Source organism: Pedobacter sp. WC2501, from assembly GCF_052682415.1.
Genome location: NZ_JBQZFI010000001.1, coordinates 1,462,571 through 1,478,815, shown reverse-complemented (window position 1 = coordinate 1,478,815; position 16,245 = coordinate 1,462,571). Strand labels below are relative to the sequence as shown.

The window sequence follows — 16,245 nt, the reverse complement described above, 5'->3', positions numbered from 1 at the left end:
TTAAGAAAATGAATTTTAAATATAAGCATTCCATTTTAATAGGTTTAGCCATTGTTACCCTGAGTGCCTGCGTAACTAAAAAATACGAACGCCCCCAAGTAACAAGCGAAGGTTTATACCGGGATAATAGCACGACAGATACCACTACGATGGCAGATCTGCAGTGGAAAACATTATTTTCGGATACTACTTTACAATCGCTGATCCAACAAGGGATAAATGAAAATTTAGACCTGAAACAGGCCATTGAGCGGATTAAAATTGCCGAAGCAACACTAATGCAAAGCCGTGGAGCATTGTTACCAAGCTTACAGGCCGATGTAAACGTAACGGATAATAAGGCATCTGCCGCTGCACAGAATTTTCCGGCAGGGATTAACATTAATTTAGAAACCCAAACTTATAAAGCACAGCTGAGCACCAGTTGGGAAGCCGATATTTGGGGGAAACTAACAAGTGCAAAACGTGGTGCATATGCAACTTTATTACAAAGTGATGCTGCAAAAAGAGCTGTCCAAACGCAATTAATTGCCACTATTGCCAACAATTATTATACTTTATTGGCACTCGACAAACAATTGGCCATTACGGAGCAAACCATTAAGGTTAGAATGCAGGACGTGGAAACCATGAGGGAATTAAAACAAGGGGCTGTAGTAAATGGTGCTGCAGTTGTACAAAGTGAGGCCAATTTATATGCAGCCCAGGTAACCGTACCTGATTTAAAAAGAAGCATCAAAGAGGCTGAAAATGCACTAAGTGTTTTGGTTGCCAAAGCGCCAAACATGATTAACCGCACCACTTTGGATCAACAAACCCCTTATGCGAATTTACAAACCGGGGTTTCTGCACAATTGCTAAAAAACCGTCCGGATGTGATTGCTGCTGAATTTGGTTTCAGATCGGCTTTTGAAAATACCAATGTAGCTAAAGCTTACTTCTACCCTGCTTTAACCATTACCGCAGCAGGCGGATTATCAAGCTTACAATTACAGGATTTCTTCAGCAAATCTATCTTCTATAATTTAGTAGGTGGTTTAACGCAGCCAATTTTTGCAAGAGGAGCAAACAAAGCCCGCCTAAAAACAGCTGAAGCTAATCAACAGATTGCTTTTTATAACTTTCAACAAACGCTGTTAACCGGTGGGCAGGAAGTATCAAATGCATTGTATGCTTATCAAACCGCTGCAGAAAAAGAGGAAACAAGGGCAAAACAAATCGCCTCATTAACCAAAGCAGTAGATTTTACCAAAGAATTATTGCGCTATAGCTCAGCAACAAACTATACTGATGTGTTAACTTCAGAACAAAGTTTGTTAACGGCTCAATTAAGTGGGATTAATGATCGATTGCAAAAACTACAGTCGGTTGTTAACCTTTACCGTGCATTAGGCGGTGGCTGGAAATAAACATAAATTAACAAGCACATTTAAGGCATTCTGAATTTCAGGATGCCTTTTTTCATTCCATTCCGTAGCTTGTGTCTCCACAGGTCATTGCGTTGCTTTTTACCAAGGAGGCAGGGATACATGGAGGATTTTTAGTTTGTCATCCTGAGGGTTAATTAATTGTTTAAAATAAATATGAGTGACAGATTTTTTAGAGAACTATAGGCTGCGAGGAATCGTCATTCCCAAATTGATTGGGAATCGTAATGCAAGCGCTTTAAGATTCCCGCCTGCGCGAGAATGACGGCCGCCCTACTGGAGAATCTACCTATTTTAGCGTAACAAAGGTTCTTTAAAACCAGATCAATACGATAGAATTCCCAACTCTATTTTCGCTGTGCCTCCCTCGGTGAGCTCGGTGGTAAAAAATCAAGACAACTCATTTTCAGAAAAATAATGTACGTTTGTTTCATTAAAACCCTAGCCACTAAACTTTTATTTGTATTTTGGCTGTACCAAACAATTTTATGCGTCTCTCAAAACTGCTGGCCCTATTTGTGGGCTTATTTTTCTTTAATAATGTCTACGCTCAAACTTATGTAGTTACCAGCAATGCCGATAGCGGCCCTGGAACATTAAGGGAGGGATTAACACAAGCGGCTATAGCCAATAGAATCACTACTTTTACCATTAACTTCAATTTGCCAGGCACGCCTAGCGACAATGCCAATCGTACCATCAGACTACGTTCGGCATTACCAGTGGTTTCTTCAAATGTAATAATTGATGGCACTTCGCAGGCAGCATGGCCAGCGCTTGGTGTTTCTGGAGCAAAAGTAATATTGGAACCAGAATATCCTAATTCTACATTTTCAGGATTGGTAATCGGCCAGTCGTCAACCACGCAAATTCAAACTACAGGAGTTGAAGTTTATGGTTTGTACATTAGGAATTTTGCTGCCATCAATAATTTACAAAATGTAAATATGGCTCAAGGCTCGGGAATTGTAATCGATTATCGTGCAAATAATATTACTATAGGTGCTCCAGGGAAAGGGAATGTTATTGGAGGCAATATTAATGGTGTTATTGTTCAGAACAGCTATTATTTTACCACAATCACTGCCACCAAAATTAAGATCCAATCGAACTTAATCGGGGTAATATATGATGGGATTACCCCAAACACCAATGTTTTTGGTATTTCAGCCAACTTATACGACAGCGCATTAGATGTTGGTGGCGATAATACTGGCGAAGGCAATGTAATTGCTGCAAACCGCATTAATTTAGATATTACCCGATCTTCATACTCCACTAACGCAAGGTTTGATATCAACGTGATCAATAATAAAATCGGGGTTGATTATACTGGTAAAAAAGACTTCCATGAATTACCGATATTTCTTTCATCCTCCGCTTTAGAAATTGCAGGTTTAAAAGTTAATGCCATCAATACGGCACTTTATGTGCGCAACAATATTATCGGAGGGAACAGAACTACAGGAGTTTCAATCACCAATTCAGATTTTATTCTAACGGGCAACGCAATCGGAACAGATGCTGCCGGAACTGTGGTAATGGGCAACGGCATCGGTGTTAAAATAGAAGCAGGTGCAGGTGGAACCATCGGTGGTGCAACTCCAGCAGAAGTGAACTTAATTGCCAATAACAGCTTCGGGGTCGAAACCGTATCTTCAAAACCGGTAAAAATTACAAGGAATAGTTTCTTTTGTAACAGGACATTTGGAATTGGAAAAACCTTAACTATTCTTCAGCCTTATATCCAGATCCTTAAAAAAAGGAATGACTACGTTTCTGGCAGGGCTACACCCAACTCAGAAGTAGAACTGTTTTATACTGTAAACTGTCAGGGTATCTGCGAGGGTAAAACCTATATTGCCACGGTACAAACAGGCAGTGACGGCCGTTGGGAATATAACGGAACCCTTACCGGAATGGTTACCGCAACTGCCAGTTTGTTAAATGCCACTACTTCTCCTTTTTCTACCGCCGAGCTTTTAGCAAATGAAGCCATAGTAGAACCTGTAACCTGTAATGCCAATGGATCAATCACTATCCCAGAGCCACGTGAAGGTTTTACTTTTACCTGGGTAAAGATAGAAACAGATGGTAGCCGCGTACCTAAAGGAAATACACAAAGTATCACTAATTTAGAGGTTGGCACTTATGAAGTAACTGTTGACGATGGCTGTAAAGCGTTTCCTTCTGTGTTTATCATTAAAGATCAAAAATTAACCAAACCCAATATCCAGCCAATTTTTCCAATATGTGGGCAAACCTCTTTTACGTTTACTGCAGAAGTTTTAAGGGGAAAAGGTGTCTTAAAATATGAATGGATAAATACCGCAACAAATGCTGTGGTAAGCAGAAGCAACCCAGCTAGTTTGCCAGAAGGTACTTACCTCGTAAAAGTATCGGATGAAGCAAACTGCTCGCTGGATTCAGATCCGATTACGGTTAAAAGAAAACCAAAAATTATCATCACCAGTACTACGTCACCTAAACACGCAACTTGTGGCAGCCAAAATGGTGCAATAAAGGATTTGAAATTTACCGATTTCACAGGGACAATTACTTATAAGTGGTATAAACCAGATCTTCTTACCGGCGCTTTAGGTGATGTAATTGCGACCACCGCCGACCTAGAAAATGTTGAAGGTGGTAATTATACCATTGTAGTAACCGATCAGGGAGAATGTGGATCTACTTCTGCTTCTTATTTTATCATTACCGATAATACCATACAGATCAGCGATGCTTCGATCAGAAAAAATGAAACTTGTGAAAGCAGCAATGGCTCCATAGGTGGAATTACACTGACTGATGCTGATGGTTACGAATGGATTGGACCCGATGGGATTACCATTAAAAAAGGAACTTACTCCGCAGGAACTTCTTTATTAATTGAAAACCTAAAAGCTGGTTCTTACAGGCTTTGGGCAAGCAACAGCAAGTCAACCTGTCCACGGGTTCCAAGAGATTTTGTAGTAACCGCAACACCACTTCCGGTTTATAACTTTTCTCATCGCGAATCACCAACAACCTGTGGATTAATTAATGGAACCATTGATCTGGATTTTAGCTCAGCCCTTCCTTACCGATATGAATGGAAAGATCAGGCAGGCAACATTGTTTTAAGTACCAAAACAACCACTTCTATTTCCCTTAAAAACTTACCTGGTGGCACTTACACGATGTATGCCTACGATATTAATAACTGTAGCCCGGTTATTATGGGGCCTTACACCATAGAGGTAACTCCGCTGCTTACCATTGTACCTAAAACCGGAATAACGGTTAAAGATGGCTGCACATTGCAAAGAGGTTCGGTTACCGGAGTTGAAGTAATTGGCGGTGTACCAGGTTATACTTTTAAATGGTTAAACGAGAGTGGTGAAGCCGTTCAGTTTACTCAGGATTTAACCAAAATTGGCGCAGGTACCTATCGTTTAGAAGTTAAAGACAAAACAGCCTGCGGTTACGCCATCAGCGAGCCGTTTACCATTGTTGATGAGCCGTTTAAAATCCTCGCTCCTGTTATTAATGATCTCCGTGTTTGTTATGTTTCGGATATTGTGCTACCCGTAATTGCCCCTGAAGAAGGCACTTATCAGTTATTCGAAAAACCTGATGATACCAAGCCATTTTTAGAAAGCACCATTGGTGTATTTAAATTTAAAGTGGCAAAAACAGCCGATTATTATGCACGGAGAAAACTTGGATCTTGTACCAGCGAGTTTACCAAAATACACGTAGAAGTAACACACGATAACCTGGAAATCACCAACACCATGACGCCAAATGGCGATGGTATGAACGACGTTTGGCAGGTACGCGGATTACCAGATTTTAAAGGCACCAACATCAAAGTTTATACCCGCGGCGGGCAATTGGTGTACGAATCCATCGGCAATTACAACAAACCATTTGATGGCCGTTTCAGAGATAAAGAATTACCTGCAGGTGTTTACTATTATGTAATCGATTTACGAGCCGAATGTAAGCCACTTGGCGGCAGTATTACACTTTTACGTTAAAACTGCCTGCTTGGACAGGCTACCTGATAACGGTTGTTTAATAAAATACCCAATACAATTTCGTGGGTGCCGTTATTTACCGAGCGTAAACCTGATGTATTTACATCATACGAATAACTCAGGTTTACCAACGAGGCGATATTAAACCCTGCCAAAAGCGAAAAAGAATCATTGTTCCTGAAACTGGTACCTATCCAGAACTTATCCTTGTAGGCAAATTTCAGGTTCGCATCAAAGGCAGCAGGAGCATTGGCCCAATAGGTAATCAATGCCGATGGAATCATGGCAATATCTTCATCCAAAAATATTTTGTAACCAGCAGTACCATAAAAAGTAGCTGCCTGATAAGCATCAATTTTGATTTTATTACCTACAACGCTGCTTTTATTACCAATAAGCTGTTTCGCCGAAACACCTGCAAAAAACCTGGGACTATACAACCAAACACCAGCACCAACATCCGGTCTGATTTTATTGTTGTAATCTGCAGAAAACAATGGGTCGCCCGATTCATCAGCTACAATTCCACCTACATCAACATTAATCGATTTAAACCCTGCAGATAAACCCAGCGATAAATTGATTTCGTTGGTAAGCCCAAGGTGATAAGCATAAGTTACGCCTACGTTGGTCTGCCTGATCAAACCCGCTTTATCCGTCATTGCTACAAGTCCAATGCCATGGTGCGGCTCAGCTGCCATATAATTGTTTACAAAACTCCTGCTCATCGGGTTTTCGCCATTGCCCGCAAATGAGTTTACATTGCTACGCACAAAATCTTCTCCTATGGCCGTACTCAAAGAAAGGTATTGCGTACTTGGCGAGCCCTCCAAACCGCTCCATTGTTTTCGCAATCCAATTTTTAAATCGGTATAGTTGTCAATCCCTGATAATGCAGGGTTCAACAGGATATTATTAAAAATATATTGGGTACTCCGTGGAATTTCCTGTCCATAGCTGAAAAAAAACAGACAAATGAACACAGAGAACGTGTAAAAAAACTTCATTTAAGCTGGGATGATGCGTTAATCGACTGATAATAAAAAGTCTATCAATCTAAAGGCTAAGATAATAAGTTGTTGGCAATTATAAAGTATTAATATTTGCATGCAAAGCCAAATATTTCAGCAACTCAATTAATATTCATCAATTAAACTACTGCATCCCTGTTGGTTTTTCATAGCAGGTTAAAAATCCATATATTTTTTATCCCCAAAAACGGTCAGTTCTTTTGATGTAATCTCAAAATATTGTAAGTTTAAAGTTTTTTAAGCGCTTAGCTTTCAAAAATTTTATATTCATCAATGTTACGTGTCGATAGTTCTAAAGCCTGTAAAGTCGTGTACTCTTTGTGTAAACATGAGTACCTTGGCTATTTAATTGAACCACACGTAGTTCAGCTTAATCCCCAGGGCGATTTTTCTTTTACCTACCAACGGGTTTTTACCCACACAGCAGAAGAGTTTAATGCGTGCTTAAGCGACATCGATTATAAGCTGATCAAAATTTTGGATGATATTGAGCAGGATTCGCTGATCAAAAAGTATTACAAAAAATTAATCAGGCCTACTGAATTCTTTACCAAAATTTTCGACGATAAGTTTTATGAAAATGTTCGCCCAAAAATTGAAAAAAAACTTGCCGAAGCTTTAGAAATCTTAAAGGTTAAAAATGAACTTTATGTAATGGATAAAGATGGCTGGCCCGTTGAACGTAAGATTGAACTTGCCGGCGAACCTGCATCCATCCTATTCCATTTCCGCAGGAATGAAACTGAAACACGTTATTTTCCAACCATCAAGTATCAGAACCTGCGGATTGAGTTTATGTTTAAAGAAGCGCAGATCATCAGCAACAAACCTGCCTGGTTATTGCTGAACGATATATTATACTTTTTTGATCAGGATATTGAAGGGAAAAAACTACAACCCTTTTTAAATAAACGTTTTATTGCCATACCGAAAACAACCGAAGCTACCTACTTCGAAAAATTTGTTGCCCCTTTAATCGAGAAACACCATGTGTATGCAGAAGGTTTCGAAATCAGGACGGAACAGTTCGAGGCTACACCTGTAATCAAGGTTTTATATGTAGACGGCGGTCTTTCGCAGATCCAGTTGTACTTTAAATATGGCGAATATACTTTCCCCGTCGAAAACGCACATAAAGTAACCGTGCGTTTAGAAAAAACGGCCGACAACTATATTTTCCACCGCATCAAACGTTCGGCTGAATGGGAGAAAAAACAGTTTAATTTATTGTTATCCTTAGGACTTAAAAAAACGAGTTCATTATTCAGTAACCTTGAAGTAGCTTCAGCGGATGAAAATCCAAGTTATGGGGCAATAAATTGGGTAAATGAACATATCGAAATCTTAGAGGCATCGGGTTTTGAAATTGAACAGGCCACCGGGCAGAAAAAATTTGTATTAGGTGCCAGCAAAATCGATCTTGAAGTTAAAGAAGGAAATGATTGGTTCGATATCCATGCCGTGGTTTGGTTTGGCAAATATCAGATCCCTTTTCTATCGTTAAAACAGCATATTTTACATAAAAAGCGTGAGTTTTTACTACCTGATGGAGAAGTAGCCATTATCCCTGATAAATGGTTTACTCAATACGGCAGCCTGTTTAGTTTGGCAGAAGCCGGACAAACCCTTAAATTAAAGAAACACCATATCGGTTTAATCAACGATCTGGCCGAAGATAGTTTGGCGAATGTTACCCTTGAGCGTAAACTTCAGCGTCTTTCGGATTTTGAAGATATAGCGGATACGCAGATGCCCGTTCACTTTAAAGGTACTTTGCGTGATTACCAAAAGGCAGGCTATAACTGGTTCAGCTTTTTACGCGAGTATAATTTTGGCGGCTGTTTAGCTGATGATATGGGTTTGGGTAAAACCATCCAAACCTTGGCCATGCTGCAAAAAGTTAAAGAAGACGATCAGCTGCTGGACACACAAACCACCTCCCTGATCATTATGCCCACTTCTTTAATTTATAACTGGTTAACAGAGGCAAAAAAGTTTACACCAAAGCTTAAAATATTAGCCCATACAGGCACAAACCGCAATAAAGATGTCGCTAATTTTGCCAATTACGATATCATTATCACTACTTACGGCGTAACTAGGGTTGATGTAGATGAACTTAAAAATTTCTATTTTAATTATATTATTCTCGACGAAAGTCAGAACATTAAAAACCCGGCATCCAAATCATTCAAAGCCGTTAGGAGCTTAAAATCGAAACACAGACTGATTTTGAGTGGTACACCAGTAGAAAATTCAGTAAGCGATTTATGGTCGCAGTTAACTTTTTTAAATCCAGGTTTATTAGGCACCCAGGCATTTTTCTACGAAGAATATGTGCAGGCGATAGAAAAGAAAAAGGACGAAGAAAAAGCGCGAAAACTGCAATCGATCATCAAACCTTTTGTACTCCGCAGAACGAAAGAACAAGTGGCTGCAGAGTTACCGCCTAAAACGGAACAGGTAATTTATTGCGATATGAGTGAGGACCAGGCCGCTTATTACGAAAAAACCAAATCGGCCTACCGTAACGATCTATTGCAGAGTATGGATGATGGAACTTTTGCAAAAAAACAGGTGCAGCTTTTACAGGGCTTAACCGCTTTACGCCAGCTGGCCAACCACCCTGTTATGATTGATGGGGAGTACATCTCCGATTCGGGCAAATTTGAAAATGTAATCCATACACTAGATAATGTGCTTAAGGGTGGACACAAAGTTTTGGTTTTTTCTCAGTTTGTGAAACACCTGGATATCTTTAAAAAACATTTTGAAGCAGAGCATATACCATTTGCTTATTTGGATGGATCAACCCGTAACCGTGGCGAGATCGTTTCTGAATTTCAGCAGAATACCGACTTAAAGGTTTTCCTAATCTCGATAAAAGCCGGTGGTGTAGGTTTAAACCTCACACAAGCCGATTATGTTTTTATTCTGGATCCATGGTGGAATCCTGCTGTAGAACAACAAGCTATTGACAGAACGCACCGTATCGGTCAGGATAAAAAGGTCTTTATCTATAAATTCATCGCAAAAGATACTGTTGAAGAGAAAATCCTGGCTTTACAGAACCGCAAAAAATCGTTGGCAAATTCTCTAATTACCACCGAGGAAAGTTTCTTTAAATCGCTGAGTAAAGAGGATATTAGGGATATATTGAATTAACAAGCTGAATTGTCATCCTGAATGCAATGAAGGATCTTTATTGAATAGGTTCAGATCCTGTATTTCATAGCTTATAACCTGAGTTCGATTAATGTTTAAAAATTAATGTACTTTATTAAGACGAATTGGCTAGCCGTTTCGTCATGCTGAATTTATTTCAGCATCTTTCCTGTTAAACCGCCTTGCTATAAAGACCCTGAAACAAGTTCAGGGTGACGACCGTTCATGTAAGGCGCCAAAGAACCCAAATTAAAGCACATTATTAATCGAACTCAGGTTTATAGATCTTTCATTGCATTCAGAATGACAGATAACTAATTAGATTTCTCCATTCCGCTTCGCTTCAGTCGAAATGACGCCGGATTTTAGGAAGTCTCATTGATAGTTCCTCTACAATTTAAATTTCTTTTCAAAACTCATTCCCTCCTAACTTGTTATAATATAGAACATAATTTTAACCACCATGACAAATCAAGATTTTAATACTGCAGTAAATAATGTTAAAGAAGCCTGGAAATACCCGGAATTATTCGAAAATGTTTCAAAATCTGAACGTTGGTTATCAGGCGCAGCAGGAACATATTTACTTTTTAAAGGCATTGCCAGCATTTTTTCACATCCTGTAATTGGATTAACTGGTGCTGCAATTGGTGCAGGACTATTATACCGTGGCATTACAGGCTATTGCCCAATGCGTGATTTAGCAGAACAACGCAGGGAAGATGTTGCACCTGACGAAGTAATTATCACTGAAACCTACGTTGTTGACGATTTAGGGTAAAATTTTAAATACTAAATTTCCATTTCTTAATAAACTGGTTAACTTTAAACAGTTAAACCACAATCATGAACAAGTACACACTATTATTTATTCCAGCACTTTTTGCAGGACAAGCTATGGCGCAAGATAAGAAACCAGACCCTGCCAATGATCCAAAAACAACGGAGGTTTGGGAGCCGGTTCCTAAAATTGTTACACCAGGTAAATTGCCCCAGGATGCACCATCTGATGCGATCATTCTTTTCAGCGGTAGAAATTTAGATGCATGGCATTCTGTTAAAGATCCATCTAAACCAGCTGCGTGGACAATTGACGACGGATTTTTCACCGTAAAAAAAGGAACAGGAAATATCGAAACCAATAAAAAGTTTACAGATTACCAGTTGCATCTGGAATGGAAAATCCCTGAAAACATTTCTGGCGAAGGTCAGGCACGTGGAAATAGCGGGGTGTTTTTAGCTTCAACTGGCGGTGGTGATGATGGCTATGAAATTCAGATTTTAGATGTTTATAACAACAAAACCTATGTGAACGGACAAACAGGTAGCATTTATAAACAAGCAATTCCTTTAGCCAACGCCAATAAAAAACCAGGCGAATGGCAATATTATGATATCATTTGGAACGCGCCACGTTTTAACGAAGATGGAACAGTACAAAAACCAGCAAGTGTTACCGTATTTTTAAATGGCGTACTTTTACAGAATGGATTTGTGTTAAAGGGTGCAACGAGGTACATCGGTGCTCCTGAATATAAAAAGCATGGCCCCTCTTCAATCAAATTACAGGATCACGGAGACCCAAGCCCTGCAATCAGCTACAGGAACATTTGGGTGAGAGAACTATAATTAGATGGTCCTCGTTTGTAACGAGGATCGACGAGAATTGCGATTGTATCGCTTAAAGAAATAATAGTCACATTAAAAATGTGAACCTCATACATCCCCGTTGCAAACGGGTCGATAGCGAATTATAATTTCAACAAAACAACAATAATGAACCTGCAGGCTAAAAGCTTGCAGGTTTTGTTTTATAAAATAATTTGACGGATAATTGCAAACAGATATTAAGGTCGGATTTTTATGAACAAAGGCAGATTAGAAGCATTTAGCGATGGTGTAATTGCAATTATCATTACCATTATGGTTTTGGAAATTAAAGTGCCAGAACATGGCGAAACCTTAGCAACCTTAAAACCGTTGATCCCTAAATTTATCAGTTATATCCTAAGTTTCATTTATGTTGGCATTTACTGGAATAATCACCATCATTTATTACATGCCGTTAAAAAAGTAAATGGATCAATGCTTTGGGCTAACTTAAATTTCCTCTTCTGGCTTTCATTATTTCCATTTGCAGCCGGCTGGATGGGCGAACACCACTTTGCCTTATGGCCTGTTATTCTATATGGTGTTGCATTACTTCTTGCAGCCATTTCTTATACTTTATTAGTAATTGTAATTAAAAAAACAGAAGGTCAGCACTCTTTGGTGGTACACGCCATCGGTAATGATGCTAAAGGAAAATTCTCATTGCTATTTTATATTGCAGGTATCGGATTAAGTTTTATCAACCCCTGGATCGGCGTTGCGCTTTATTTCGTGGTTGCCTGTATCTGGTTTATTCCTGACAGAAGAATTGAAAACGCCATGCGCGAGCAGGGTTTAACTGAGGATAATAAGTGAGATATCATTTTTTACTTTTCATTTGAAAATGAGCGCTCAGTAATCCTTCTGAAACAGCAGCCCCGTTATCCGCTACTTCCGATGAAGAATCGGAACCGCTACTACCGGGTTTATTGAACACAGGCAGTAAGAGAAACATTAAACTTAAAGCCTACATCAGCTTCAAGGAGCCTGAAGCATTTCCATATACAACTCCCGGCCGATCATTTCAGCACCTAAACTCATCAAATGATCATTCGGCAACTGGCAGTCGATTAAATCAATATTCATTTTACTTAAAAAAATAAGGGCAGCTTTTGAGGCGTTACTTACATGGCTAAACATACTTTCGCCGCAAAATACACGGTTAACTTTCAAACCATATAGGCCTCCTACCAGCTTATCTTCCAACCAAACCTCTACACTATGTGCGTAACCCTGTTGATGGAGATTGATATAAGCTTCTTGCATTTCATTGGTAATCCAGGTACCATCCTGTTCCTTTCTTTCCGTAGTTGCACAATTCCGGATTACCTCGGCAAAAGCCTCGTTAAAAGTAATTTTGAAAACCTCCTGTTTTAAAATTTTCTTCATGCTTTTACTGATTTTGATTTTATCAGGATAAATTACGCAACGCTCGTGTGGCGAATACCAAAGGATAGGTTCACCTTCGCTAAACCATGGAAATATACCATTAGAATAGGCAATTAACAACCGCTCGGTACTTAAATCGCCCCCAATGGCCAGCAAACCATCCTCTTCTGCCAAAGCCGGATCCGGAAAGCCTGGGTGATCATCAAGTAACTGAAAAAACATATACAAAAATAAGAAAGAAAACAAAGATTAAACCCTGACGTTCTAAATAAGTCATATTGTAAAACAGTTCATTATGAGCGCGAAAGATAATTTCTTAAAAGTAAAACATCTTTACAACCGGGCCGGCTTCGGGATTTCTTATACCGACTTACAAAAATTAAGCAAAAAAAATCTCGATAAAGTGGTCGATAACTTGATTAAAGATTCACAAAAAGATGATCCAATTAATTTAATAAACGATTTTGAATCAAAACGGCAGCTTTTGGTACAGGCAGGTTTATATGCTAAAAAAGACCTGACGGATGATGAAAAGAAAATGCGTCAGCAGATTATACGCGAGCAAAACGAAGTGAGCCGCGACCTGAATATTGCCTTCATTACCAAGATGATTAATACAGATGCCCCCTTAAGGGAAAAAATGACGCTCTTTTGGCATGGTCATTTTGCCTGCCGCAGCAATAATCCATTCTTTGCACAACAACTAAACAATATCCAGAGAGCAAATGCCCTGGGAAGCTTTAAAACCTTGCTGGTAGAGGTTTCGAAGTCGCCAGCGATGCTGCAATACCTCAATAACCAGCAGAATAAAAAGGGTAAGCCAAATGAGAATTTTGCCCGTGAACTGATGGAGCTTTTCACTTTAGGAAGGGGGAATTATACCGAGCAGGACATTAAAGAATCTGCCCGCTCATTTACAGGCTGGATGTATGATAAAGATGGTTCATTTATTTTTAGGCAAAATCTGCACGATACCGGTACAAAAACCTTTTTCGGAAAAATCGGAAATTTTGAAGGCGAAAACATTATCGATATTATTCTCGAAAAACCAGAAACCGCACAGTTTATTGCCTGGAAAGTGTATCAATTCTTTGTTAACGATAAGCCAAATGAAGCACATGTTAAAGAACTCGCCACACATTTTTACAATTCGAAATACGACATTGCTGCAATGATGAAGAAAATGTTTACTTCCGATTGGTTTTATAGCCCGGAAAATGTAGGCACAAAAATTAAATCACCGGCTGAATTTTTAGTGGGTTTAAGTCGTGAGTTTTATGTTACTTATAACAAACCACAGGTTTTAATACAGCTCCAAAGCAGTTTAGGGCAATATTTATTTAACCCGCCTAATGTTGCGGGCTGGCCTGGCGGACAAAGCTGGATTGATAGTTCATCATTAATGTTAAGGATGCGGATTCCATCGCTTGTGTTAAATGATGGAGAAATCGATTTTAGTGGTAAAGCCGATCCTGAAGATGAAGCCGTAATTGCTTTAAGCCGCACGGCTACCACTAATGCAAATGCCAATATGAAACCAAAATCTTATGTAAACGCAAATGCAAACTGGCCTAAATTTTTAAACACTTTACCAAAAGGATTAACACCATTAGCGCTTACCGAGTTTTTACTGCAACCGAAATTAAACGATAAAATTACGACCATGGTAAGTGATAATAAAGGACTGCGGAGTACTGCGGTTGAGATTACGAGCATGCCGGAGTATCAGTTGTGCTAAACGAATAGTTTAATGGTTCATGGTTGATAGCCAAAAAGCTGAATATCTAAGCTGTTAAAAAGGATTGATAGTTTGATGGCTCATGGTTCATAGCCGTTTCGCTAAACACCCAGACCATCAACTATAAAACTATGAACCATCAACCAACGAACCATTGACGAATGAACAAGTGAACAAAAACACTAACAAGATGAACAGAAGAAATTTTTTAAGAAATACAGGATTTGTTGCAGCAGGTTCGCTATTCGTTCCGGCTTTTATGAAACCGCTTGAGGCCATGGCACTTGATGAGTTGAGCCTTTACAAAAACCTCGTGGTGGTTCAGCTCTCTGGTGGAAATGACGGTTTAAATACAGTTATTCCCTTTGGAAACGACATTTATTATCAAAAAAGGAATAGTATTGCCATTAAACCTGAGGAGGTAATTAAACTGAACGACATGCAGGGCTTAAATCCCAACATGGCTGCCTTGCAGGAAATTTACGATCAAGGCTGGATGACGATCATTAACGATGTTGGCTACCCCAATCCGGATCGTTCGCATTTCCGCTCCATGGATATCTGGCAAACCGGTAGCGATAGTAATCAATTTTTATCAACCGGATGGATTGGCCGTTATTTGGATAGCAATTGCCAAACCTGCAAATTCCCTTATACGGCTATAGAAGTTGACGACTCACTTTCTCTGGCCATGAAAGGGCAAACCAAAAAAGGAATTGCATTAAAAGATCCAGCAGCCTTATTCCGTAATACGAACGACCCGTTTTTTAAGGCCATGTTGCAGAATGATAAGGAACATTTAGATGAAGATAATTTAGGTTATTTATACAAAACCATGATTGAAACTTCATCCTCTGCCAGTTATATACAGAATACCTCCAAAATTTATCAATCGAAATCTACTTACCCTACTTCTGGTTTTGCTAACCAGTTGAAAACGGTTTCTAAATTTATTTCTTCTGGATTAAAAACCAGGGTATATTATGTATCGCTAAGCGGTTTTGATACACACGTGAATCAGATTGGCCAACAAGGTAATTTGCTTAAACAGTATAGTGAGGGCATGGCTGCTTTCTTAAAAGATCTGAAATCGAATAATAAACTGGAGGATACTTTGGTGATTACCTTCTCCGAATTTGGCCGCAGGGTAGAACAAAACGCCAGTAACGGTACCGACCACGGAACGGCAAATAATATGTTTGTTTTCGGTGGAAAATTAAAGAAAAAAGGGATTTTTAACGCCGCACCAAACTTAAGCGATCTCGATACCGGCGATTTAAAATATCAACTGGATTTTAGGCAGGTTTATGGTACCATTTTAGATAAATGGCTCGATGTAAACAACGCTGATATTCTGAACAAAAAATTCAATACACTGGATTTTATATAGCTATTACAAAGAAGTCAAGTTTAATAACCCACTGGCTATGAAACTTGACTTCTTTTTTATTTATTTCCTTCTCAAAACGTATACTGGCCGGTTAGTATCTTTATCAATCTGCTCTGTATAAACGCTGAATAATTCATACACATAGTTTTTCATTTTGTTAACACAATCAATTGCAGAATTAAATTCGAGTTTATTGCCATCATCATCACGGATGTACAGCTCGCTATAATCTCCCTTTTTTTGGCCGTATTCCAATACAATCCATTGTTTATTGGTTAACAGGCTTTTTTCTGCACGGACCTGGATATAATCTACATGGATATCGGTCAGCTTCTTTCCATTTACATTTTGGGCTTTGGCACGCGACAGCCCAAAGCAAGCGACGAATGTCGCAGCAAGAATAATTTTTTTCATGTTGTGTTTCATTTGTGTG

The 16,245-nt window shown here is 39.1% G+C and carries 11 protein-coding genes; 8 read left to right on the top strand and 3 right to left on the bottom strand.

Annotated elements, in window-relative coordinates; all coding sequences use genetic code 11:
• Positions 1 to 8 precede the first annotated feature (8 nt).
• Positions 9 to 1,409: an efflux transporter outer membrane subunit gene (locus ACUN24_RS06345; RefSeq protein ID WP_445561743.1), complete on the top strand. Its 1,401-nt coding sequence runs from the start codon at positions 9 to 11 to the stop codon at positions 1,407 to 1,409.
• Positions 1,410 to 1,915: 506 nt separating this feature from the next.
• A complete protein-coding gene (locus ACUN24_RS06340; protein ID WP_445561742.1) occupies positions 1,916 to 5,449 on the top strand; it encodes a T9SS type B sorting domain-containing protein in 3,534 nt (1,177 codons plus the stop codon).
• Here ACUN24_RS06340 and ACUN24_RS06335 read toward each other — a convergent pair.
• Positions 5,446 to 6,456 carry a PorP/SprF family type IX secretion system membrane protein gene (locus ACUN24_RS06335; protein ID WP_445561741.1) on the bottom strand — a complete coding sequence of 337 codons (1,011 nt, stop codon included), beginning with the start codon at positions 6,454 to 6,456 and terminating at the stop codon, positions 5,446 to 5,448. The genes ACUN24_RS06340 and ACUN24_RS06335 overlap by 4 nt on opposite strands.
• Positions 6,457 to 6,753: 297 nt before the next feature.
• Between ACUN24_RS06335 and ACUN24_RS06330 the strand changes: the two genes are divergently transcribed.
• From ACUN24_RS06330 to ACUN24_RS06315, 4 genes are all read left to right on the top strand, one after another.
• Positions 6,754 to 9,645 carry a DEAD/DEAH box helicase gene (locus tag ACUN24_RS06330; RefSeq protein ID WP_445561740.1) on the top strand — a complete coding sequence of 964 codons (2,892 nt, stop codon included), beginning with the start codon at positions 6,754 to 6,756 and terminating at the stop codon, positions 9,643 to 9,645.
• A 463-nt stretch (positions 9,646 to 10,108) separates the two neighbouring features.
• Positions 10,109 to 10,426, top strand: a complete 318-nt coding sequence (locus tag ACUN24_RS06325) for a YgaP family membrane protein (RefSeq protein ID WP_445561739.1) — start codon at positions 10,109 to 10,111, stop codon at positions 10,424 to 10,426.
• A 65-nt stretch (positions 10,427 to 10,491) separates the two neighbouring features.
• Positions 10,492 to 11,274 (top strand): DUF1080 domain-containing protein, encoded by a 783-nt coding sequence (locus ACUN24_RS06320; protein ID WP_315417895.1) that lies wholly within the window; start codon positions 10,492 to 10,494, stop codon positions 11,272 to 11,274.
• Between the two features lie 234 nt (positions 11,275 to 11,508).
• The gene (locus ACUN24_RS06315) at positions 11,509 to 12,111 is read left to right on the top strand and encodes a TMEM175 family protein (protein WP_445561738.1); all 603 of its coding nucleotides are present in this window, start codon (positions 11,509 to 11,511) and stop codon (positions 12,109 to 12,111) included.
• Between the two features lie 162 nt (positions 12,112 to 12,273).
• On the opposite strand, the gene aat is transcribed toward ACUN24_RS06315, so the two are convergent.
• Positions 12,274 to 12,906 (bottom strand): leucyl/phenylalanyl-tRNA--protein transferase, encoded by a 633-nt coding sequence (gene aat, locus ACUN24_RS06310; RefSeq protein WP_445561737.1) that lies wholly within the window; start codon positions 12,904 to 12,906, stop codon positions 12,274 to 12,276.
• Positions 12,907 to 12,979: 73 nt separating this feature from the next.
• Here aat and ACUN24_RS06305 point away from each other — a divergent pair, with 73 nt between their 5' ends.
• Together ACUN24_RS06305 and ACUN24_RS06300 are read left to right on the top strand one after the other, a co-directional pair.
• Positions 12,980 to 14,422 carry a DUF1800 domain-containing protein gene (locus ACUN24_RS06305; protein WP_445561736.1) on the top strand — a complete coding sequence of 481 codons (1,443 nt, stop codon included), beginning with the start codon at positions 12,980 to 12,982 and terminating at the stop codon, positions 14,420 to 14,422.
• Between the two features lie 190 nt (positions 14,423 to 14,612).
• Positions 14,613 to 15,812: a DUF1501 domain-containing protein gene (locus tag ACUN24_RS06300; RefSeq protein ID WP_445561735.1), complete on the top strand. Its 1,200-nt coding sequence runs from the start codon at positions 14,613 to 14,615 to the stop codon at positions 15,810 to 15,812.
• 60 nt (positions 15,813 to 15,872) lie between these two features.
• Here the strand turns inward: ACUN24_RS06300 and ACUN24_RS06295 are convergent, their stop codons facing one another.
• Entirely contained in the window at positions 15,873 to 16,226 is a 354-nt protein-coding gene (locus ACUN24_RS06295) for a hypothetical protein (RefSeq protein WP_445561734.1), read from the bottom strand.
• Positions 16,227 to 16,245: the final 19 nt, after the last annotated feature.